Here is a 22,177-nt window from a genome sequence, read left to right as displayed (position 1 = left end):
AAAAAGACTGAGCGATTGAGATACGTCATTTTTGACTTAGAAGCCACGTGCTGGAGAAGGAGAAAACCTCCCCGTCAAGAAACCATTGAACTGGGAGCAGTGATGGTTGACGAGTATGGTCAGCGCATGAGTGAATTCTCAGAGTTCATCAAACCTAAGCTCAACCCCACCCTTTCCTCTTTCTGTAAAGAGCTTACGTCTATCGAGCAGCATCATATTGACGGTGCTGAGGACTTTCAAGATGTCATGTGGTCATTTGAAGATTGGCTCAAGCCGAATGAAGGTGATTATCTCTTAGCCAGCTGGGGTGATTATGACAAGCAACAGCTATTACGAGACGGAGAACTCCACGAGATCGAACTACCTTGGCTGAATCACTTCCTGTGTTTGAAGATGAGTCACTCTAAACTTCTTAAACTCAAAGAACCTGTAGGGGTTAAAACCGCACTTGAGTACACCGGACTCACTTTTGACGGTACTTCACACCGTGCCATTGACGATGCGCGAAATACAGCGCGAATTTTAGAGGAAATGTTCGGTGATTGGACGCCTTTGCTCGATATTCAACGACGCCAATTGTTACGTAAACTAGGTTAGCATTGAGGTAACCTCATCGAGTTTTGATTCCACGGCTTTCTTCTCTTGTTCCTTACGTTCTTCGTCCCAGGATAGCCTTTTCGCCATCCACTGAATCACTTTCGGATAGAACTTTCTGACGCTATGGATATCGAAATTCAGTCGGCCAGTTCGACGTTCGAGGAAGTCATTGGCACGAATCACCATCTCGTGCTCAATTCCGTAGTTCAATTCGGCTTTGATAATATCCTTGGCTTCGAAGCTCTTCACATCATGCAAGAGCAGACCAACGTTGGAGCCGTAGTTATGGACTAAATAGGTGGCTAAGTCTGATTCCATCCCCTCCTTCGTCAGTTTCTTCACTGCCTTTTCTACGGCGGCGTAATCTAGGAATTCACCTCCATGAAGGGTTCTTTGATCTGTAGTACATCCAGGATTATCGCGTTCAAGTCGATCGAATACGAGGTCTACAATTCGCTCTGCCATCTTTCGATAACCCGTCAGCTTTCCTCCAGCAATGGAGATCAATCCATTGTGGGCTTCGAAGGTTTCGTCTTTACGACTCATCTCTGAGGCGCCTTTGCCCTCTTCAAAGATGAGCGGCCGAAGTCCGGCCCATGTCGACTCGACATCCTGAACTTGAAGCTTGATAGACGGAAACATGTGATTGACGGCCTTCAACACGTAATCAACATCTTCCGCGCTCGTTTGAGGTGAAGCGATATCTTCGGAATAGGCAGTATCAGTAGTCCCTAAGTAAACCTTGTTGATCCTTGGTACGGCGAATAGCATACGTCCGTCTTCATTATCAAAATACACGGTGTTGTTAATCGGGAATCGGTCTCTTGAAACCACCAGGTGCACTCCCTTACTCAAGAACAACTTTTTCCCATGCAGGGCATCTGCTTTTGCTCTGAGCTGATCTACCCATGGCCCCGTTGCGTTCACTACGAGCTTTGCCTTGATGGTAAACTCTTCTTGAGAAAGCACATCTATCACGCGTACCCCGCGGATTTTATCCTTCTTGATTCTGTAATCAACGACTTCGCAGTAGTTTGCCGCCAATGCTCCTTCGTATACTGCTGACTTAAGCACTGACATCACTAATCTGGCGTCATCCGTGCGATATTCAGCATAAAAGCCCCCACCCTCGAGAATATCATCTCTTAACAAAGGTTCAAGCTCCGACGTTTCCTTTTTATTGAGCATTTGGCGACGATCATCACCGTTCACTCCTGCCAACAGGTCATAGACGGTTAGGCCTACGTTCGTTAACCAGTATCCATACTTCCCATCCTTTACCAGCGGAAGCAGCATCTTATCTGGGTGCACTAAATGCGGGGCAATCTTGTGCACGATAGCCCGCTCTCTACCAACCTCATTCACGAGCTTGAAGTCCCATTGCTTGAGGTAACGAAGACCGCCGTGAATGAGTTTGGTACTGCGGCTGCTGGTTCCTGAAGCAAAGTCTTCACGCTCCACGAGTGCCACCGACAAACCTCTAGACACAGCGTCGAGGGCAATACCACATCCGGTGATTCCCCCTCCTATGACCACCAGATCAACACTGGCAGACTTCATACGTTCGATAGCTACATCACGGTTCATGATCGATCCATTGCATACTGCGTTCAACGGCTTTCTTCCAGCCTTTGTATATGCGATCAACGCGTTTTTGTTCCATTAATGGTTTAAAAACACGATTTGAGCGTCTTAGTTGCTTGATTTCAGACTGTTGCCATAGTCCGCAACCGATACCTGCCATGTATGCAGCGCCCAAGGCGGTAGACTCCACATTGGCAGGTCGGTCAACCTCCGTAGTGATGATATCCGCTTGAAACTGCATGAGAAGGTCGTTCGCGGAGGCACCACCGTCAACACGGAGTTTGGTTATTTTCAAACCGGCGTCTTCAGACATGGCATCCAGAACATCTCGTGTTTGAAATGCCATAGACTCCAAAGTGGCGCGAACGATTTCATTCTTTCCGGTATCTCGGGTTAAGCCGAATACGGCACCTCGAGCATACATATCCCAATAGGGTGCGCCGAGACCAACAAATGCTGGTACTACGTATACGTGTTCTTTGTACTCCGCTTGTTCTGCAAACTCTTCTGAGTCAGCAGCGTTTTCAATGATTTCCAGACCATCACGCAGCCACTGAACAGCTGCGCCAGCAATGAATACTGATCCTTCTAACGCGTACACTGTTTTCTCTCCGTTGGCCCATGCAATGGTTGATAATAGTCCGTGTTTGCTTTGATGGCAGGTGGTGCCGGTATTCATCAACATGAAACATCCTGTTCCGTACGTGTTCTTTACCATTCCTTTCTCAAAGCACGCTTGTCCGAACAAGGCACACTGTTGATCGCCAGCGACACCAGTAATGGGAATTCGTTCGCCCAGAATATTCGCATAACCAAAGGTGCCTATGGAAGGTTTCACCTCTGCAAGTGCTGATCGAGGGATATCGAACTCTGTTAGCAACACCTCATCGTATTCTAGTGAATGAATGTCAAAGAGCATGGTTCTTGAAGCGTTCGAAACGTCTGTGGCAAAGAGTTCGCCTTCAGATAATTTCCACATCAGCCAGCTATCAATAGTTCCTAGCAAGAGCTTTCCTTGATTCGCTAATTCTCTTGCCCCTGGCACCTCGCTGAGGATCCACATCATTTTGGAAGCTGAGAAATAAGCATCTACGACGAGGCCCGTACGTTCGCGTACTCGCTCGCCCAATCCTTTGATCTTGATGTCTTCACAAATCGCAGCAGTGCGTTTATCCTGCCAAACGATGGCTTTGCAGATGGGTTTGCTTGTCGTTTTGTCCCACGCCACCGTGGTTTCACGCTGGTTGGTAATCCCAATTCCCATAATCTCTTTGGGAGAGACCTTGGCCTTCTCAAACACAGCTTGAATCGTTCTTAACTGCGTCTCCCAGATTTCGTCTGCATCATGTTCCACCCATCCTTGATGAGGAAAGAACTGTGTAAACTCTTCTTGGGCAACAGCCATGACCTCTCCTTTCGAAGAGACGAGTAATGAACGACAACTGGTGGTTCCTTGGTCAATGGTTAGGATCATGTGAGAAATATAGGGAAAGCTTTTTGCGGAACGTGGAATGTTGAACGTGGAAAGAAGTGCTCGAATTCATTCATCATTCAACGTTCCACATTCAACATTCAACATTCCACACCAAACCAACGTCGAAATCTAAACTACCTTTGCGGCATGCTCAACCGAATATTCTTTCTGATCCGGCATGAGGCTCGTTTGGAGTTTCGTCAACAGCACACCCTGGTGGGTATTGGCCTGTTCGCGTTGAGTACTGTGTACCTGTGTTATCAAGCTTTTGAGAGTTTGGAAGACGAAACAACCTGGAATGCGCTGCTTTGGGTGATCGTGCTTTTCACTGCCTTTAGTGCGGTTGGCAAGAGTTTTCAAACCCAAGAAAGAGGCATTCGTTTGTACCTCTATTACACCATTAAGCCTCAAGAGTACATCTTAGCGAAGGTCTTCTACAACAGCTTTTTGATGATGTTGTTAGGTCTGGTGGCATTTGGCTCATACGCGCTATTCTTGGGAAGCACACCAATTGATGGAAAGGAGCTTTCCTTCATCCTTGGCCTGCTTGGTGGGTGTTTCGGATTCGCCACATTACTGACACTCATTTCCGCGATAGCGTCACAAAGTGAAACCGGGATCGGACTAACAGCAGTCTTAGGCCTCCCTATTGCCATTCCATTGATCATCTTGATCAACAACTACAACAAACAGGTCATTGCGGGGTTACCACTCGGAGAGAACCTGATAAATCTCTCCTTTTTGTTAGTACTTAGCATCGCGATCGGGGTACTGAGCTACTTGTTATTTCCCTACCTTTGGCGCGATTAAAATTCATTCACTGAATGCTTAAGAATTGGTGGAAAGTACTGGCTTTCCTGCTCCTTCTTTATGTCATCGCCGCCTCGTTCTTAGTTAAGCTAGGTCCTGGCCTGATTGCCGTTGACAATACCAGCTTCCAACCTGGTCAAAATGAGTGCATTATTGTTGGTTACAACACGCACTTTGACGCTAGTGAGACTCCCGAAGTTTTCTTTGCCCATGACTCGACGTACATGTGCGGAACGGTTGAAGAAGTTATTGCCCACGACCGTCTTCGAGTTGCACTTGACCTTCCAGAGCGCGTGAAGGCGAGCTTTTTCAATGTTTACGTCCGCAATACGACGGATGGAACCACCATGCTCCCGAACGCTGTTTACCTCGAAGGAGTTGAGTTAGACGCTAATGCCGAAGGGTATTGTACGCCTCCATCAGGCGGGTGGAACACTCGTTTAGTATTCGAAATACCATTCCAACCGGTCATCTTCGAAACCATTCGAAACTTGATGTTCCACGTTCCGATGTGGTTTACGATGTTCTTCATCATGTTGATCGGATTTATCTCTTCGATCAAGTACTTGAATAAGCCAAAGAAAGAATTTGATTTGCGTGCAGAAGCGGCCAATCGCGTAGGAATCACCTTCGCGGTTCTCGGGTTGATCACTGGTTCGATCTGGGCGCGATTCACTTGGGGTAGCTGGTGGGTGAATGACCCACAGCTTAACGGTGCCCTTGTGACCTTCTTGATTTATGTCGGTTACTTGGTGTTACGCGCTGGTATTGACGACGAACAAAAGCGCGCTCGTGTAGCCGCTGTGTTCAACATCTTCGCCTATGTCATCTTGTTCATCTTGTTGATGATTCTTCCAAGATTCAGCGAAGGACTCCACCCAGGTAAAGGAGGAAACCCTGGATTCAATAGTTATGATCTCGATAGCAGCTTGCGAGCGATTTTCTACCCAGCCGTACTTGGCTGGATCCTTTTAGGATACTGGATTTACCGTTTGCGTCTGCGCATGAACCGTCTTGAACTTAAGTTGTATTACGATGAAGATGCTTAAATCCATTGGGCTGCTTGCCGTATTGATGTTGACTTCTGTTTTCGCTAGCGCGGAAACGATTTCTCCTCTTGAGGAGACCATGTTCTCAAGTGGCAAAATGCCCGTAGTCATGGCTGTCGCAGCTGTTATTTTGGTAGGTATCTTTGTATACCTCTTTGTACTTGATCGTAAGATCGGCAAACTTGAAAAAGAAGCTGAAAAGAAGTAGACCATGAAAAAGACTCAAATCGTATTGATCATTTTGATCGCCGTTGTAGTTGGAACTTTCATCGCCACTTTCACAGGTGCCAATACATCTGTGGCTTTTGAAGAAGCGTTCGCCAATCCTGGCAAAGAATACAAGATTTCAGGAACGCTGAACAGAGATTACCCTGTGACCTACGATCCTCAAACGAATAGCGAACTTACCGTGTTCCACATGTTCGATAAGGAAGGGAATTCACAAGTGGTCAACTTGAAGAAAGCGAAGCCCACAGGATTAGAGCAATCTGAATCAATTGATTTGTACGGACGTGTCATTGACGGTGAGTTCATTGCCACGGAGATGTTGATGAAGTGTCCATCGAAGTACAACAAGAATAAGCACAACCTAGAGACGGCAGAGGTAGAGAATTAATGGAAGATATCGTTTACCAAGGAGAATGGACCTGGGCAGCTACGCTGGGTAGGTTCTTAATCGCTGGAGGATTTGCCGCTGCGATTGCCGGATTTATCGGCTATTTAATGGGGGCTCTTGGAAAGGGCAATGAGTCATGGAAGCGTTTCGGAAGAACCGCTTTTATTGTACATGCTGTATCCTTCCTGTTGGTGATTGTGCTCATATACACCCTCATCTTCAACCACCGCTACGAATTCCAATATATCTGGAAACACCTGAATAACCAGATGGGTACCCCACTGCAGTTTAGTTGCTTTTGGGGCGGACAAGAAGGAGGATTCCTGCTTTGGATGTTCTGGCACATTGTACTAGCACTCATCTTCATTAGACGTCGTTCTACATGGGAAGCGCCTGTAATGGCCATCATTGCTTCGGTGCAAGCGTGGCTGGCATGCATGCTACTGGGTGTTTACTTTGGAGACTATCAGTTTGGAATTGATCCTTTCTTGCTCATCCGAGAAGCTCCTGAAAATATTGGCTTACCATGGACTCGAAATGCGGAGTATCTAAGCTTGCCATTGTTTGCTGACGGACAAGGACTCAACCCGTTGCTTCAGAACTACTGGATGGTGATTCACCCTCCTACTCTATTCCTTGGATTCGCTAGTACGTTGATGCCATTTGCCTTCGCGATTGCCGGTTTATGGAAGAAACAATACATCGAGTGGATGCGTCCAGCGACCCCATGGGCGTTCTTCGGTATCATGATTCTTGGGACCGGAATCCTTATGGGAGGTGCTTGGGCCTATGAAGCATTGAGCTTCGGTGGATTCTGGGCGTGGGATCCTGTTGAGAATAGTTCACTGGTACCATGGTTGCTACTCGTAGGTGGTGGACACCTGCTTATGGTCAACCGTAACAAAGTGACATCCGTATTCTCTGCGTTGTTCTTGATCATGGGGTCATTCATTCTGATCGTCTACTCTACTTTCTTGACCAAGAGTGGAATCTTGGGTGACACTTCAGTGCACAGTTTCGTGGATAGCGGAATTCTTCCGCAGCTATTGGTATACCTTTTATTCTTTTCTGGTGTTGGGGCTGTGATGATGCTTAAGCATATTCGTTGGCGTTGGATGATCGCGACTTTTTGGGCTGTTCTCCTAGCCATCGGAATTTGGGGAAGTTCAAAGGCAACAATGAACGTTACCATCGTTTTCCTTGCTTCTCTTGCAGCGGTTCTGATCATAGCTTATGCAAAGCATATCCCTAGACCAAAAGTCGAAGAAGACCTATGGTCGCGCGAGTTCTGGATCTTTATTGGAAGTGTGATTCTACTCGTTGCAGGGATTCAAATTTCATTTGCGACGTCGATTCCAGTATTCAATAAACTACTCGAACCATACAGCGAAACCTTCATGGGACTTCATGAAAGTACTGGCTGGGCTTGGTTCAAGTCATTGGCAGACCACAACTTTGCCCCTTCTACTGATATGGAGGCTGCTTATCACGTGTACCAGGTGCCTTTGGCATTCTTGTTTATCATGTTGATTGGCTTTACTCAGTGGTTAAAATACAAGAAGACAGACCCAAAGAAATTCCTCGGTCAAATCGTACGATCGTTTGTTGCAGCGGGAGCTTTGTTGATGTTGGTGCTGCTATTCTTCGACTTCTCTGCAGGTGAATTCCCTCGTATCGCACTGGTGTTTGCAACCATCTTCGCGGTGACATCCAACTTTGACTACCTGGTTTCAATGGTCAAAGGGAAATGGGATAAGTCTGGTTCCGCGATAGCGCACATAGGCTTTGGCTTATTGATCTTTGGAGCTGTCATCAGTACGTCTCAGAAAGACATTATCTCTCAGAACCAAATGGGAGATATCACTACCCTCAATAACGACTTCGATAACCGCGAAGACATTCTACTGCTTCAAGGTGACACCCTTCAAATGGGTGACTACTTTATCTCTTACAAGGATCGATACGACAAAGGCATCCACGTGATGTTTGAGATCGATTACTTCGAGATGGTACCTAAGCAGTTCAAAGAAGGCGACGTGATCTTCTTCAGTAACATGTTCTTCGAGGCGAAGGAAGACCACTTGGCTTCGCGCACCTTCATCCGAGATATGGAGAGCAAGTGGCGCACCATCCCATTGCCAAACGAGCGCCATGCGCGTGAGGCACAGCGTTGGGTAGCAGGTATTCCGGGTGAGAAGCTCTTTACCCTTGAACCTCGTGTTCAGCTTAATGAGCAGATGGGTAACGCACCAGAGCCAGATACGAAGCACTTCATTCATCAAGATCTGTACACGCATATTAAGTGGGGTCAGATCTCCCCTCCTGAGACTGATGAAGAAGGATTCTTGGGCGGTCGAGCGCATGACCTGCATGTAGGTGATAGTCTTTTGGTAAGCAATGTGTTGGTGACGATTGACTCACTGTCAGCAGTCCCAGATAGCTTAAAACCAGCGTATAGCCTTCTCGAGAAAGACATTGCACTACGCGTGCATTGTTCGCTTCGTGAACGCAATCGCGTAGAAGCTATTGATCCGTTATACATCATACGTGATTCACTCATTGTTCCTGATGCTCAGACTTACGACAACTGGGGATTGAAATTCTTGGTGAACAGCTTCAACCCTGTGGATCAGAACATCAATATGACCATCTGGGAGCATGAGAGTATCCGTCGTGACTTCATTGTTATGCAAGCGGTCATCTTCCCTCAGATCAACATTCTGTGGTTAGGTTGTATCATCATGATTATCGGAACAACACTCGCAGTAAGACATCGAATCAAACTGTCTAAGCGTCCGAAAAAGGCATGAATGACTTAATCCTTGATATCGCAGGATCTGGCAAGGTGGCACATCACCTGGCCAAACGATTTGTCGATCAGGGAGTGCGAGTAAGACATATCATCAGCCGCAGGCCAGAAGAGCTTCAGTTCTTTGCTTCATCAATCGATGCTACGAGTATCGGTTATGATGAAATTCCAGGAGATGATCTTCCTTTGATTATCGCTGTTAGTGACGATGCCATTTCCTCGGTAGGACAATCGATTCCGCGCGAGCGAAAAGTAGCACACACATCAGGAACTGCAGCACTCGATCAGTTAAGCCATGAAAATAGTGGAGTGTTCTACCCTCTTCAATCCTTTAGTGATTCAAGAGAGCCAACCTGGGATGATATTCCATTGTGCATTGAAGCCAATAACATTGAGTGGGAACAAGAGTTGATCGAACTCGCGGAGTACCTTTCTTCGAACGTCCAACGCATTGATTCAGATCAACGAAAACACTTGCACGTGGCGGCAGTGGTCGTAAATAACTTTACGAATCACCTATTTCATCAAGCCGAGCAGTATCTCGAGGATCACGATCTTACGCTCGATCTATTGCGTCCGCTCATTCAAGAAACCATTGCCAAGACCGGTGAAATGTCAGCATTTGAAGCCCAAACAGGTCCTGCCTTGCGCAATGATGAGAAGACATTAGATTCGCACCTAATTTTGCTCGAGGAATATCCCGAGCTCAAAGATATTTACGCCCTAATCAGCAACAGCATTATCAAAAGCTATGAGCGATAATTACAAGACTAAACTCAACGATATCACCACTTTCTGTTTCGACGTTGACGGAGTGTTTACTGACGGAATCGTTATCCTTTCTACAGACGGTGATCAATTGCGTACGGCAAATGTTCGCGACGGTTATGCAGTGCAATTAGCTGTAAAGAAAGGCTACCGCGTAGCGATTATTACAGGTGGACGTTCAGAAGCTGTAAAGAAGAGATTCGAAGGCTTGGGCGTGAAAGATGTGTTCTTATCAAGCGCGAACAAAGTGAAAGTCTTCAATGACTATTTGGCCAAAGAGGGTATCACAGCTGATGAAGTTTGCTACATGGGCGATGATATTCCTGATTACCGAGTGATGGGTATGGCTGGGTTGGCAACATGTCCGAACGACGCAGCCCCAGAGATACGCGAAATTGCCGACTACATTTCGCCGGTTGATGGTGGTAAAGGATGCGTTCGAGACATTTTGGAACAGACCATGAAAGTTCAAGGCAAGTGGTTTGATGACGAGTCGCACGAATGGTAGATGACGATTAAGGTCATCATACCGTATGTTGGAGACGCTTTCCCTCCATACTTCCCTCTCTTCTTAAAAAGTGCGGAATACGCTGATTTCATTGATTTTCTGTTCGTCACTGATCTAGAATTACCGCCGGAACACCCATCGAACGTCCGTAAGGTCCATTGTTCATCAGATGAGCTGGTATCTCGAGCGAAAGGGAAACTTGGCATCAACCTAGACCTCACCTACCCATATAAGCTGTGTGATCTCAAGCCAGCCTACGGACATCTATTTGAAGACCTTTTAACAGACACCGATTGGTGGGGAATTGGAGACATCGACCTTGTGCTGGGTGATTTTCACTCGTTGAAGGCGGAAGGAATCTTTGACCAATTTGACATCATAAGTTTCCGCCAACACTGGCTTTCCGGCTCACTTGCCTTCTTTAGGAATAACGAGGTAAACCGCATCCTATACCAAGCATCTCCAGACTGGAAAAAGGTCTTTGAGCAAGCTCGATACGTTGGTTTTGACGAAGCTGCTCGACTTCCAAATAAGAGAGACAACATCTACGACAACCTTCGCAACGGAGAGTCTTTACAAGATCTGAATACAACTTGCCACAGTTTTTCTGAAGTAGTCTTCTTCCATGAACATGGTCAACGTCTGTACTTCCAAAATCGAATAAAAGAGTTCATTGCTGAAGATGAGTTGATTCATTTCAAAGATGGGCATGTTCTCGCTAAACGCGGAACGGCGGCTCCCGCCTCCTTCTTACACTACCACTGGGTTACTGAGAAGCGATCTTACAAGTTCAGTTACCCTGACTGGGAAACTATTCCGAATGAATTCTGGGTGAGCCATTATGGCTTCCATCGAAACCATGAAAACGTAGCCAGCGAAATAGCTGATCGCAAACAAAAAGCCCGCGCACCAAAGGCACACGAGCTCGTAACAAAACGACTGCTTGGGGGACTTAAACGTCGTTTATGGAAATGATCTAAAAAGGATCAGACCACTTTTCATTCGTGTAAATATCCTCTCCAGTTAATGTTTCAAGGAATGCGATGATCTGATTGCGTTCCTGGTCTGTGATGTTCAATTGTTGTCCATTACCCGCACCAGATAATCGAGGATCTAGATTATCATTATCAGGATTTATTGGAATGTTGTTGTAATGATCTATGACGTCGTCGAGCGTAGCCAATGACCCATCATGCATGAAAGGTCCATTTGAACCTCCTTCTGGATTCACAAGATCACGAAGGCTTGGTGAGCGCGTTACATCCGTATCAACATCGGCACTTCCGGCTACGCCGATGACACCGTTGTTAGCGCTATTTGGATCAATATCAAACTCAGGAGGTCGGTGACATACACCACATCCTAACCCTCCTCCAATACGTTCGCCAGTATTCGGATCTAGATCTGCGGGTGCCAAGAAGAGGCCTTTTCCGTTATTCTCTTGAGCAGTGTAATTATTGAAGTTCACCCCTGCATTCGGTGCATCAGCCATGCCTTCGTCGAACTTACTATCGAAACTCTGAAAGCTGCGAATAAACTGGGCTAATGCGAGTTGTATGCGGTCTTCAGTCACTTGACTTGTCCCATATACATAGGTGAAGAGCTCTTGATAGTAATCGATAGCCTCAAGGCGATCGAAAAGCTCATTAAACTCAAGGTCTCCATCTTCTCCGCTCCATCCCATTTCAATGTGATCTTGAATTGGCATGGTCGTCTGTTCTTCAAGAGAAAAGGCACGCTCATCCCAAAAGAACCGCGATTCATCTGCAAATCGAGAATTAATCAATCGCATGGAGTGTCGTCCTGTGACTCCCGCAACACCATCTGATTGGACTGCGATATCTGAAAAGGCTGCAGATTGTTGATGGCAAGAGGAACAGCTGATAGTATAGTCTACAGAAAGACTTTTATCGTAGAACAGAACGCGGCCCAGCGTAGCCCCGGCGTCTGTGATAAAATTTCCGTTCGTATTGTCTTTGTTGATGTAAACTGGAACATTCCCATCACCGTAATCCAACAGGTTATTTAAGTCGATCGAACCACCAAACGTAGCTTCCACTGCCGGATAAGCTCCTGTTGCCCCTACATTATTTGAGTTAGAATCTTGATCCTCTTCGTCGTCCTTCTTACAGCCTACGACTGCCACGGAGAGAAGTAGAATCAATCCAAGAATTTCAATGCTTCTTCTCATGATCTTAGGTATTGGTTTTGTTGCTAGTTGAAGATTTGACTCGGGATTCGAGTCTAGGTTTAATGGTTCCCAGGTCGAAAGGGCAAACGTGGGCTTTTAGGCTATAGGCATTAGGCGTTAGGCGTTAGTGCATTATCCAACCGTCTACTGTCTACCGTCTACTGTCTACCGTCTACTGTCTACCGTCCACTGTCCACCGTCAACCACCACCGTTTATCCCTATATTAGTCCATGACCCGCCAACTACTACTGAACTTTCTATTTCTGTTTGCTTCCGTTATTTTGACAGCTCAAGACGCCGTTGACATGGTGTTTGAAGACGAAGCGACCGTGACGATCAACTTCACTACGCCTTCTATTTCTGGGGAGGATCGAGATGATCGTGGGTTGATCAAGTTGCGAATTACGCAGGCGACGACTGGAGTTGTGTATCGAATCAACGGACAGACCTTTCCTTATACCGAGTTTCCTACCTCGCGATTGAAGTCTGGTGTTGAGCGCTTGTTTGCGTCGATTGAATCAAGTGATGATGAGCAAAAGAAGAATGAGCGCATTACTGTGCAGATCAGATCAAATAAACAGAACTTGAGGTACGCCGCAGGTGGCATCTCCCCTATTGTCACCTTCATTGAATTGATCGAAAGCGAATACTACCTAGCGCTTTTAGGAGCGATGGAAGCAGATTTGCGGGAGCAAGAAGGCATCAAGTCAACTCAAGAGATGTACTTCAAACAAGATGGGAGCTTAGAGCCTCCACTACCTTCAATGCAAGTGAGCCAGAAATTCTTTGTGCTGACTAAAGAAGACGAATTCACCAGGGGTAATTTGAATATCGGCCGTATCCAATCCATTGAACGAACTGCAAACGAATTGAAGATTGAAGTTGGATTTGGAAGTGGGAATGAAGTACTACGGAAGTACGCTTTCGTTGTAGAACAGTTGGGAGATCGTTTCCGAGTTGAAAGCGTCAAGATCATTTAAACCATCAAGGATTATTCCGTCGACTTTTGGAAGCTAAAAAGCGTGTGCCATGGTGGCTTCGTGCTCTACTTATGATAAGTGCACTTACCGTTGTGTTCTCCTTAAGGGGCTTCGAATGTTTCGCCATAGTAGTTGCAGGTCTTTGGGCTACCAAAGCGGGTAAGCTTGAAAATTACATTTGGACCACCATTCCGATAGTTGTCACCATCTTTGTAGTTACTCTTATTACCATCGCCCAAAGGAGTTAAAACATCCTAATCCCTAGGGAGTTAAGTGCGCATTTTACATCTTAGTGAATGCTCAGATCACTCGTTTTCTTTTCTCTGTTCCTTTGTTCCTTCTCCATTTGTGGACAGGAATTCGAACGTGCCTTGGCCGATTCCGCGCTAGCGTTAACACAGGACCAAGTCACCTACGACCCTAGTTACTTCAAATTGAGCTACCCTATGGGAGATGTCCCGGCTGACAAAGGAGTTTGCACAGATGTCGTGATTCGCGCTTATCGCAAAATGGGAATCGACCTGCAACAGCTGGTACATGAAGACATGCGAAACAACTTTCACCTCTACCCTGCGAATTGGGGACTCTCACGACCTGATTACAACATTGATCACCGCCGAGTTCCGAATCTCATGGTGTTCTTTTCTAGATTTGGTAAGGAATTGACCATTAGCGCTAGCGCGGAAGACTACCTTCCAGGTGACATCGTTTGTTGGAATCTTGGAGGTGGAATTAAACACATTGGCGTTGTATCAGGAGTGAAAGGCAGCTCAGGTGCCTTCCAGATTGTACACAACATTGGATCTGGACAGGTTTTAGAAGACATGCTTTTCGAGTTCACGATCATTGGTCATTACCGTATGACCGATGATTGCTAATGATGAAGAACAGTCCAAGATCCATTCCCCGAATTCAATTTCACGAAAGTGATGAGCGTACTGCCCATGGATTCGAAATCAAACGAATCGAGGAGCTGTTTGACATTCCTGCTGACCTAGATCACGACCCTTTCAAGGCGCACCGATTAGCTTTCTTCGTAATCATCTTCCTCGAGTCTTCTTACGTCAAACATGAAGTAGATTTTGAACCACTTGATCTCCACAAAGGGCAATCACTTCTATTGACCAAAGGACAGGTTCACGCCTTCGATGTTACTCGGAATTATAAAGGAACCTTCGTTCTTTTCACTGAAGAATTTCTGGACCAACATGCCTCACAAGCAGCACTAGCTCGATTTAAACGCTCATTCTTGACCAGGACGAATGTTCAAGCGTTTGATCAAAGTGAACACCTGCAAACATTGTTGCGCTTGTTAACCCAGAGCTACGCCTCAAGTTCTTCTGGAAATGGACAATTGAAACTTGGTACTCTGTTGACTTCCCTCTTGCTCGAATTGTGTTTACAGCTGCCAGATCAAGATCCAATAACTAGCCAGAGTGACTTGTTTTATCAGTTCCTTGAGCTGCATGAACAACACTTCTCCGACTCGCGTGATGCCAATTTCTTCGCAGCAAAGCTGGGTGTTTCTTACAAGCACCTGAACGAAATTTCAAAGGCAATTACGGGACTTACCATCAAGGCCTATATCGACGAGCAGCTGCTGCTAAGCGCAAAGCGAGCATTGGTCTTTGGGAAGCAAAGCGCGAAAGAGATCGCATTTGAGCTAGGTTTTGATGAGCCAAGCAATTTCGGCAAGTGGTTCAAGAAGCAATCTGGATTCACCCCTCAGCAATTCAGAACGATGAATGGTTAGACATTTACCATAGATACACTTGAATCTATAACTCCTTGTTTACTTGAGGATTCCACATTTGTGTTGTCATTTTGAAACAACACGACCATGAGCAAAAGACTAGAATCAGCAAAAGCACTCTACCTCGAAGGTATCCGCGACGGACACTATGTTGAGGCCATTAATAAATATACTGGAGCTTACTACAAGCAACACAGTACAGGTGTTAAAGACGGTAAAGAAGGATTCATCGAATTCTTTGGTGACTTCGTTGAACGTTGTCCGGTACGCGACATTCAAATTATCAGAGGCTGGGATGACGGCAAACACGTATTCGTACAAGCATATCAAGACATTAATAATGGTGAAGCGAAGTGGGTCACGACAGATTTCTTCGCATACGATGAAGATGACAAGATCATTGAGCACTGGGATGTAATCTCAGCGTACGCAGATAGTACCCCTTCAGGACATACTTCGATTGATGGACCCACGGAGATCGTTGATCTAGATAAAACCGATGAGAATGTTGCCCTCGTGAAGAACCTTTTGCACAATGCCTTGATGGAGGGCGGCAATCCAGAACTCATTAAAGAGTTTGTAGCTGAGGATTACATCCAGCATAACAAAGAGGTAGCTGACGGAAGAGATGCCTTTTACCAATTAGCCAAGGACCCACAGCGTCCGCTGAATTACAAAGAGATTGTACTCTGTGTTGGACAAGGAAACTTCGTAGCCACGCTATCTAAGGCGAATTGGAACGATGGCAAACTAGATCAAGACTATGCTCAGGTAGACATCTTCAGAGTAGAGAACGGACGCGTTGTTGAACATTGGGACAATGTAGAACCAGTTCCTGAAAACCCCGTGAATAGCGGAAAATTTTAGGCTTTTAACAGTGGTTATGAGTACCCCATGATTTTGTGTTAGACAATCCGTTTTCTGTGTTTATGCTCAGGAATTGTTTGGATGAACTTTGGAGTAAGAATTAAAAACGAAATAAATCTCACCCCATGAAAAAGACAATTCTAATTACCGGAGCAAGCACAGGAATCGGACGTCACTCCGCCCTAAAATTTCAAAAGGAAGGCTGGAACGTAATCGCTACTATGCGCACACCAGAAAAAGGCGCTGATCTTGCTGCGCTAGAAAATGTCATTGTTGAACAACTAGACGTTCTTGACCAACAAAGCATCGATAGCGCGATTAACGCAGGCATCCAGAAGTTTGGAAAGATCGATGTGGTTCTTAACAATGCAGGTTACGGACTTATGGGAACCTTCGAGTCAGCTTCTAAAGAAGCCGTTGCTCGTCAGTTCAATACCAATGTCATTGGCCTCTTCGATGTAACACGTTCTATTCTCCCACACTTTAGAGGGAACCACGACGGAACGATCATAAACATCTCCTCAATCGGTGGTCGTATGACCTTCCCACTGATGCCTCTATACCACAGCACTAAGTTTGCTGTAGAGGGCTTTAGCGAGTCTCTTCATTATGAGTTAGCACCGGTAGGAGTTAAAGTAAAAATCGTTGAGCCTGGTGGTGTTGCCACAGACTTTGGTTCCCGTTCACTTGACTTCCAACACAACGAGGAGCTTACTGAATACAACGCCTTTGTTGGTGGAATGATGAAGTCTTACGAGAATGCAATGAACCCAGAAAACATGAGCCATCCAGACCTCATTGCCGATGTCATCTGGAATGCGGCAACAGACGGTTCAGACACGCTACGCTACCAAGCCGGTGCAGATGCAGACCAACTCCTAGGAGCGCGCTACTCAATGTCTGACCCGGAATTCTTCGGTATGATGAAGAGTATGTTCCCTGTGAATGAGACTGTATAAGGCGAGTGGACGGTAGGACGTGGTTCGTGGTTCGTGGTTCGTGGTTCGTGGACGAAAGTCTAAATGCTGAAATCAGAAGTATATTCAGAAGCCTCCGGTCCACGGTCCACAGTCCACGGTGCACTAAGTACCGTCTACCGTCAACAGTCCACCGTCCACCGTCTACCGTCAACAGTCAACCGTCTACCGTCCACCGCCAACCAATAACCACATCCCCATGCGGTAGATGCCATGAGAAGATATATCTTTGCCCCCCTAAGATTTGTAAATGGATAGGAATACGGTTACCGGGTTGTTATTGATGGTGTTATTCTTCGTTGGATACACTTACTTCTTCACTCCTGATGAAGAGCCAAAACCCCAAACAGAAACCACACAGACTACCGACAGCAGCCAGGTAGATATGAATACGTCTGCGGGAGACGATCCTGGATCACTCGCACCTGCAGCGAACGTGGCTCAAGAAACCGATAGCGCACGTGCTGTGCGCATTGCAGCTGAGAACGCCTCTCGATGGGGAATTTTCTCACCATCTGCGCAAGGATCGGAAGAGCTTACGTTCATGCAGAATGAGAAAGTGAAGGTGGCAATCAACTCCAAAGGTGGTCTGTTCTACAGCGCTGAACTGGAGCAATTCCAGTCATTCTGGGAAAAGGAAAACATTGAGCTTTGGCACGCAGAAAAGAACCAGATGGATATGTGGTTCGAGTACCGTGGAAAAGGGAAAATGAATCTGTCCGATCTCTACTTCACTAAAGTAAGTGAAGAGAAGACAGACAGTTCACAGCGTGTTGTTATGCGCCTGCAGACGAACGACCCTAGCAAGTACCTAGACTACATTTACGAGCTGAATACGGATGCTTACATTGTAAATCTTCAGATGCAGGCCATCGGGCTTGACCAAACTCTTGATCTACCGACCGGTCAGTTCAACTGGTCTACTGCAGGTAAGCACAACGAGAAAGGAATTGCATGGGAGCGCCAGCACAGTGCGATTTATTTCCGAGAAATGGGACAAGGCCGCGACTATCTTGGAGATGGGCGCGAAGACGACGAAGTGCTTGAGCGTGAGCTGAACTGGATGGCGTTTAAACAAAACTACTTCAGTGCAGCGGTGATTAATCGCGAAGGTTTTGCCGCAGGTGCAGACATCAAATCTAACCCTCCTACAGCAGACGAGGATACTACGGTAAACATGTTCTACGACGCGAAGCTGCCAATGCCAATGCTGGCTTCTGCGAATAGTGTACAGTCACTAGAATTCTATTTCGGTCCGAATGAGCTGAACGAACTAAAAAGCCACCAAGTAGAGGAGTTTGATCGCATTATTGACTACGGCTGGTTCATCTTCGGATGGGTAAACCGATGGTTGATTCTTCCAGTATTCAACTGGTTGACAAGCTTCATTAGCAGTATCGGCATTGCCATCTTGGTGATCACGATTATGATCAAACTATTGCTCTCTCCTATTACATGGAAGAACTTCATGTCATCTGCAAAGATGCGTGTACTTCGTCCAGAGATTGAGCAGATCAACGAAAAGCACAAGGATGACGCCATGGCTAAGCAACAAGCTACTATGGCGCTGTATCGAGAGACGGGAGTCAACCCATTTGCGGGGTGTTTACCGATGTTGTTGCAGCTTCCTATTCTCTATGCGATGTTCCGCTTCTTCCCTGCGAACATTGATCTTCGTGGTGTGAGCTTCTTATGGGCGGACGACCTTGGAGCGTATGATGCGATTATTTCTTGGAGCCAACACATTCCTGTTGTGTCTACTTACTACGGAAACCACGTATCTGGATTCACAGTAATGATGGCGGTTTCTACCTTCTTCTACACTCGTTTGAGTTCGGCCAATATGCCGAATGCACAGCAACCGGGTATGCCGAATATGAAGGTGATCATGAACATCTTCCCGTTGTTCATGCTCGTATTCTTCAACAAGTTCGCAGCGGGATTGAGCTTCTACTACTTCTGTTCTAACTTGTTGTCAATTGGTCAAATGGTATTGATCAAGAACTACTTGATCGACGAGGATAAGATTCGCGAGAAGATCGAAAAGAACAAGGCGACACCGAAGAAAAAGTCGAACTTCCAGCAACGTCTGGAAGAGATGCAAAAACTTCAGCAAGAGAACGCTAAGAAAAACAAGAAGAAATGAGAACTGTGATCGGATACGTCTTCCTAGTACTAATCATTAGTGCTGGAATTGCTGGTTGTAAAGCAAAGGATGATTTGGCAGAAACACCTCCTCCGCCACCACCTCCTCCGACTCCTGTTCAAGTTGATTCAGTTGAAATTCCGGAAACAGTAGAGCCTAAGACAGCGATTTACTACGAACGTACGGCTTGCTTTGGCACATGTCCGACCTTCACTTTTGAAGCCCTTGACAACGGAATGTGTTTCTATGAAGGACGCAACTTCGTTGACATGATTGGCAAGTATAAGGCAGAGGCTAATACTGAGTTATTCGCTGAAGTTTTCGCTATCGCGGAAAAGCTCGGTTATGATACGCTTCAAACTACCTATGACCAACCTATGGTGACAGATTTGCCTGCCACCATCACACAGATTGGCGATAAGCGGGTAAATAACCGTTACCAAGGTCCAGACCTTCGCGAGTTGTACAATGCGATTGATTCGTTGATTGTGAAGATTGACTGGTCAAAGGACGGGAGCAATCAATAAGCACCGAATGTCTAGGTCAATGACCGCTTGACACGGACAACGGATGCTCATCCCATTCCGCCGTTTAGGCGAAAGAAGAAACGCTACTTTTACTATCCCGAATTAGATTACTTAGAACTTACTCCGCCCTAGCGGATTCAAACTAGATAACATGAGAAAACTGATCTTGATGATGACTATCCTTCTGGGTGCCTCTGTAATGGCAAAGGCAGACGAAGGAATGTGGCTTCTTCATATGCTGAAGAAGATCAATGAAGCCGAAATGAAAAACATGGGGCTTAACCTGAGTGCAGAAGATATCTACGACATCAACAAAGCGAGTCTTAAAGACGCGATCGTAATGTTGAACGGAGGTATGTGTACAGCTGAGGTAATCTCTGATCAAGGACTTGTTCTTACGAACCACCACTGTGCTTACGGAGCAATCCAAAGCTTCAGCTCTAAAGAAAACGACTACCTAACAGACGGATTCTGGGCAATGAGCAAAGACCAAGAGATGCACATCGATGATTTCGAAGTGAGCTTTTTGGTGCGTATCGAAGACGTAACATCACGAGTTCTCGAAGGTGTCAATGACGATATGAGCGAAAGCGAGCGTGAAGCGAAAATCGGTGAGATGACACGTGCAATTGCAGCTGAAGCCACTGAAGGAACAGACTATAACGCTCAAGTAAAAGGATTCTTCTACGGAAACGAATACTACCTATTCGTTTACAACACTTACCGCGATGTTCGTCTTGTAGGTGCACCACCAGAAAGCGTTGGTAAGTTTGGTGGAGATACAGATAACTGGATGTGGCCACGTCACACAGGAGACTTCTCTCTACTTCGTATCTACGCTGACAAAGACAACAACCCTGCAGACTTCGCAGATAACAACGTTCCTTACACTCCAAAACGTCACTTGAACGTTTCTCTTGATGGTGTAGCACCTGGAGACTTTACTATGATCATGGGTTACCCTGGGTCTACTGACCGTTACCTTTCATCATGGGGAGTTGAGCAAGCGATTAACCTTTACAACCCAACTGTAGTAGAGGTTCGTGACGTGAAGCTGAAAACCATGAAGGAGCACATGGACGCTGACAAAGCTGTTCGCATTCAGTACGCTTCTAAGTACGCAAGCACTGCGAACTACTGGAAGTACTACATCGGACAAACTAAAGGTCTGAAGCGTTTGAATGTATACGGTAAGAAACAGCAGATTGAAAGTGAATTCGCTGCATGGGTGGCAAAAGATGCTGATCGCCAGAAGAAATACGGCGAGGCACTTGGAATGATTGAAGACTTCTATAAATCTTCAGATCCAATGATCAAGTCGAATGTATACGCGCTAGAAGCGGGTATCATTGGTGCTGACATTACATTGTTTGCCTTCCGCTTCAACCGTATCTACGGTGCGGCTATGGCAGAAGATGACATGGAGACGCGTAAGCAGATCATGGGGTCATTCGCAGGTACTTCTGAAGGATTCTTCAAGGATTACGACTTGGCTACTGACCGCGATCTTCTTCGCAATACACTTAAGATGTATAAAGAGAACGTTGACAAGCAGTACTTACCAAGCATCTTCGAATACATTGACAGTAAGTTCAAGGGAGACATTGATCGCTTTGTTGAGACGCTTTACTCTACGAGCTTCTTGGCTAGCGAAAGCAGCTTGAACGCGTTCATGCAACTTCCAGCAAAGAAGATGAAGAAAGCTTACGACAAAGACCTTGCAATCATGCTAGGGAACTCAATGATCGAAGCTTACCGTGGAACATTTGCAAACCCAGCTCAAGAGAAGTTTGACAAAGGTTACCGCCTATTCGTTGACGGACTACGTAAGATGAACAGCAACCAAGCGTACTACCCAGATGCAAACTCTACAATGCGTCTGACATACGGAACAGTAGGTGACTACTACCCTGCGGATGCTGTACACTACGATTTCATCACTACTACAGATGGTATCCTACAGAAGCGTGATCCTTCGAACCCTGAGTTCGTTGTTCCTGCTGAATTGTCTCGTTTGATCGAAGCAGAAGACTTCGGTCGTTGGGCGAATGACAACGGTGACCTTGTGGTTTGTTTCATCTCAAACAATGACATTACAGGTGGTAACTCTGGATCTCCAGTAATCAATGGAAATGGAGACTTGATCGGTCTTGCTTTCGACGGTAACTGGGAAGCGATGAGCGGAGATATCGCGTTCGAGCCTGAACTACAGCGTACAATTTCAGTAGACATTCGCTACGTGATGTTCTGTATCGACAAGTTGGCTGGTGCTTCGAACTTGATCGAAGAGATTGATTTCGTGAAGACAATGCCAAAGCCAGTTGAAGAATCAACTGAAGTAGCTCCTGAAATGGAAATGCAGAACTAAGCACGTTCTCGTCATATTGAAAAGAGCCTGGGTGAACACTCAGGCTCTTTTTTTATGTCTTCATCCCCCTAAACCCGGAATATGGGAAGTCAATCGTCGAAAACTACCCTAGCGTTCTACTTGGGACAACAAATATGTATTATGTTGGGGTC

General features: G+C 46.1%; 20 protein-coding genes. 17 read left to right on the top strand and 3 right to left on the bottom strand.

The window, feature by feature from the left end; translation table 11 throughout:
- Nucleotides 1-15 precede the first annotated feature (15 nt).
- Nucleotides 16-597 carry a 3'-5' exonuclease gene (locus RA156_RS05200; RefSeq protein ID WP_306643425.1) on the top strand — a complete coding sequence of 194 codons (582 nt, stop codon included), beginning with the start codon at nt 16-18 and terminating at the stop codon, nt 595-597.
- Here RA156_RS05200 and RA156_RS05195 read toward each other — a convergent pair.
- A complete protein-coding gene (locus RA156_RS05195; RefSeq protein WP_306643423.1) occupies nt 589-2,244 on the bottom strand; it encodes a glycerol-3-phosphate dehydrogenase/oxidase in 1,656 nt (551 codons plus the stop codon). The two genes, RA156_RS05200 and RA156_RS05195, sit on opposite strands and share 9 nt — an antisense overlap.
- Nucleotides 2,174-3,655, bottom strand: a complete 1,482-nt coding sequence (gene glpK / locus RA156_RS05190) for a glycerol kinase GlpK (protein WP_306643422.1) — start codon at nt 3,653-3,655, stop codon at nt 2,174-2,176. The genes RA156_RS05195 and glpK overlap by 71 nt, the downstream gene beginning before the upstream one ends.
- Nucleotides 3,656-3,802: 147 nt before the next feature.
- Here glpK and RA156_RS05185 point away from each other — a divergent pair, with 147 nt between their 5' ends.
- The 8 genes from RA156_RS05185 to RA156_RS05150 are packed head-to-tail and all read left to right on the top strand — an operon-like array spanning nt 3,803 to nt 11,190.
- The gene (locus RA156_RS05185) at nt 3,803-4,465 is read left to right on the top strand and encodes a heme exporter protein CcmB (RefSeq protein WP_306643420.1); all 663 of its coding nucleotides are present in this window, start codon (nt 3,803-3,805) and stop codon (nt 4,463-4,465) included.
- A gap of 14 nt (nt 4,466-4,479) precedes the next feature.
- A complete protein-coding gene (locus tag RA156_RS05180; protein ID WP_306643419.1) occupies nt 4,480-5,514 on the top strand; it encodes a cytochrome c biogenesis protein in 1,035 nt (344 codons plus the stop codon).
- Nucleotides 5,501-5,722: a CcmD family protein gene (locus tag RA156_RS05175; RefSeq protein WP_306643417.1), complete on the top strand. Its 222-nt coding sequence runs from the start codon at nt 5,501-5,503 to the stop codon at nt 5,720-5,722. Before RA156_RS05180 ends, RA156_RS05175 begins: the two co-directional genes overlap by 14 nt.
- Before the next feature lie 3 nt (nt 5,723-5,725).
- Nucleotides 5,726-6,130 carry a cytochrome c maturation protein CcmE domain-containing protein gene (locus tag RA156_RS05170; protein ID WP_306643415.1) on the top strand — a complete coding sequence of 135 codons (405 nt, stop codon included), beginning with the start codon at nt 5,726-5,728 and terminating at the stop codon, nt 6,128-6,130.
- Entirely contained in the window at nt 6,130-8,940 is a 2,811-nt protein-coding gene (gene ccsA / locus RA156_RS05165; protein ID WP_306643413.1) for a cytochrome c biogenesis protein CcsA, read from the top strand. The genes RA156_RS05170 and ccsA overlap by 1 nt, the downstream gene beginning before the upstream one ends.
- Nucleotides 8,937-9,701, top strand: coding sequence for a Rossmann-like and DUF2520 domain-containing protein (locus RA156_RS05160; RefSeq protein WP_306643411.1), 765 nt, complete (start codon nt 8,937-8,939; stop codon nt 9,699-9,701). Before ccsA ends, RA156_RS05160 begins: the two co-directional genes overlap by 4 nt.
- Nucleotides 9,691-10,215: a KdsC family phosphatase gene (locus RA156_RS05155; protein ID WP_306643409.1), complete on the top strand. Its 525-nt coding sequence runs from the start codon at nt 9,691-9,693 to the stop codon at nt 10,213-10,215. Before RA156_RS05160 ends, RA156_RS05155 begins: the two co-directional genes overlap by 11 nt.
- Nucleotides 10,216-11,190: a DUF6625 family protein gene (locus tag RA156_RS05150; RefSeq protein WP_306643407.1), complete on the top strand. Its 975-nt coding sequence runs from the start codon at nt 10,216-10,218 to the stop codon at nt 11,188-11,190. It abuts the gene before it with no gap.
- A 1-nt stretch (nt 11,191) separates the two neighbouring features.
- Here the strand turns inward: RA156_RS05150 and RA156_RS05145 are convergent, their stop codons facing one another.
- Nucleotides 11,192-12,406, bottom strand: coding sequence for a cytochrome-c peroxidase (locus RA156_RS05145; RefSeq protein ID WP_306643405.1), 1,215 nt, complete (start codon nt 12,404-12,406; stop codon nt 11,192-11,194).
- 231 nt (nt 12,407-12,637) lie between these two features.
- Between RA156_RS05145 and RA156_RS05140 the strand changes: the two genes are divergently transcribed.
- The 8 genes from RA156_RS05140 to RA156_RS05105 all read left to right on the top strand — a co-directional run bounded on the left by RA156_RS05140 (nt 12,638) and on the right by RA156_RS05105 (nt 22,025).
- Complete coding sequence (locus RA156_RS05140; RefSeq protein ID WP_306643402.1) at nt 12,638-13,387, top strand: hypothetical protein; 750 nt, start codon at nt 12,638-12,640, stop codon at nt 13,385-13,387.
- Between the two features lie 296 nt (nt 13,388-13,683).
- Nucleotides 13,684-14,265 carry a DUF1287 domain-containing protein gene (locus RA156_RS05135; RefSeq protein WP_306643400.1) on the top strand — a complete coding sequence of 194 codons (582 nt, stop codon included), beginning with the start codon at nt 13,684-13,686 and terminating at the stop codon, nt 14,263-14,265.
- Nucleotides 14,265-15,140, top strand: a complete 876-nt coding sequence (locus tag RA156_RS05130; RefSeq protein WP_306643398.1) for a helix-turn-helix domain-containing protein — start codon at nt 14,265-14,267, stop codon at nt 15,138-15,140. The genes RA156_RS05135 and RA156_RS05130 overlap by 1 nt, the downstream gene beginning before the upstream one ends.
- An 87-nt stretch (nt 15,141-15,227) precedes the next feature.
- Nucleotides 15,228-16,007: a nuclear transport factor 2 family protein gene (locus tag RA156_RS05125; protein WP_306643397.1), complete on the top strand. Its 780-nt coding sequence runs from the start codon at nt 15,228-15,230 to the stop codon at nt 16,005-16,007.
- 125 nt (nt 16,008-16,132) lie between these two features.
- Nucleotides 16,133-16,966, top strand: coding sequence for an SDR family oxidoreductase (locus RA156_RS05120; RefSeq protein ID WP_306643396.1), 834 nt, complete (start codon nt 16,133-16,135; stop codon nt 16,964-16,966).
- A gap of 268 nt (nt 16,967-17,234) precedes the next feature.
- Nucleotides 17,235-19,130: a membrane protein insertase YidC gene (gene yidC / locus RA156_RS05115; RefSeq protein ID WP_306643394.1), complete on the top strand. Its 1,896-nt coding sequence runs from the start codon at nt 17,235-17,237 to the stop codon at nt 19,128-19,130.
- Nucleotides 19,127-19,657 carry a DUF6438 domain-containing protein gene (locus RA156_RS05110; RefSeq protein WP_306643392.1) on the top strand — a complete coding sequence of 177 codons (531 nt, stop codon included), beginning with the start codon at nt 19,127-19,129 and terminating at the stop codon, nt 19,655-19,657. The genes yidC and RA156_RS05110 overlap by 4 nt, the downstream gene beginning before the upstream one ends.
- A gap of 151 nt (nt 19,658-19,808) precedes the next feature.
- Nucleotides 19,809-22,025, top strand: a complete 2,217-nt coding sequence (locus RA156_RS05105; protein WP_306643390.1) for a S46 family peptidase — start codon at nt 19,809-19,811, stop codon at nt 22,023-22,025.
- Nucleotides 22,026-22,177 lie beyond the last annotated feature (152 nt).

It is taken from the genome of Sanyastnella coralliicola, from assembly GCF_030845195.1.
GTDB classification, from domain to species: domain Bacteria; phylum Bacteroidota; class Bacteroidia; order Flavobacteriales_D; family Sanyastnellaceae; genus Sanyastnella; species Sanyastnella coralliicola.
Note: the sequence above shows the minus strand (reverse complement) of the source record. Positions and strands in the feature narration are given on the sequence as shown.

Coding starts and splice junctions, on each gene's coding strand:
- RA156_RS05135 (WP_306643400.1), top strand. CDS start 13,684: ATGCTCAGATCACTCGTTTTCTTTTCTCTGTTCCTTTGTTCCTTCTCC.
- RA156_RS05150 (WP_306643407.1), top strand. CDS start 10,216: ATGACGATTAAGGTCATCATACCGTATGTTGGAGACGCTTTCCCTCCA.
- RA156_RS05105 (WP_306643390.1), top strand. CDS start 19,809: ATGAGAAAACTGATCTTGATGATGACTATCCTTCTGGGTGCCTCTGTA.
- RA156_RS05185 (WP_306643420.1), top strand. CDS start 3,803: ATGCTCAACCGAATATTCTTTCTGATCCGGCATGAGGCTCGTTTGGAG.
- RA156_RS05130 (WP_306643398.1), top strand. CDS start 14,265: ATGATGAAGAACAGTCCAAGATCCATTCCCCGAATTCAATTTCACGAA.
- RA156_RS05145 (WP_306643405.1), bottom strand. CDS start 12,406: ATGAGAAGAAGCATTGAAATTCTTGGATTGATTCTACTTCTCTCCGTG.
- RA156_RS05125 (WP_306643397.1), top strand. CDS start 15,228: ATGAGCAAAAGACTAGAATCAGCAAAAGCACTCTACCTCGAAGGTATC.
- RA156_RS05155 (WP_306643409.1), top strand. CDS start 9,691: ATGAGCGATAATTACAAGACTAAACTCAACGATATCACCACTTTCTGT.
- glpK (WP_306643422.1), bottom strand. CDS start 3,655: ATGATCCTAACCATTGACCAAGGAACCACCAGTTGTCGTTCATTACTC.
- RA156_RS05120 (WP_306643396.1), top strand. CDS start 16,133: ATGAAAAAGACAATTCTAATTACCGGAGCAAGCACAGGAATCGGACGT.
- RA156_RS05180 (WP_306643419.1), top strand. CDS start 4,480: ATGCTTAAGAATTGGTGGAAAGTACTGGCTTTCCTGCTCCTTCTTTAT.
- RA156_RS05170 (WP_306643415.1), top strand. CDS start 5,726: ATGAAAAAGACTCAAATCGTATTGATCATTTTGATCGCCGTTGTAGTT.
- RA156_RS05175 (WP_306643417.1), top strand. CDS start 5,501: ATGAAGATGCTTAAATCCATTGGGCTGCTTGCCGTATTGATGTTGACT.
- RA156_RS05110 (WP_306643392.1), top strand. CDS start 19,127: ATGAGAACTGTGATCGGATACGTCTTCCTAGTACTAATCATTAGTGCT.
- ccsA (WP_306643413.1), top strand. CDS start 6,130: ATGGAAGATATCGTTTACCAAGGAGAATGGACCTGGGCAGCTACGCTG.
- yidC (WP_306643394.1), top strand. CDS start 17,235: ATGGATAGGAATACGGTTACCGGGTTGTTATTGATGGTGTTATTCTTC.
- RA156_RS05140 (WP_306643402.1), top strand. CDS start 12,638: ATGACCCGCCAACTACTACTGAACTTTCTATTTCTGTTTGCTTCCGTT.
- RA156_RS05160 (WP_306643411.1), top strand. CDS start 8,937: ATGAATGACTTAATCCTTGATATCGCAGGATCTGGCAAGGTGGCACAT.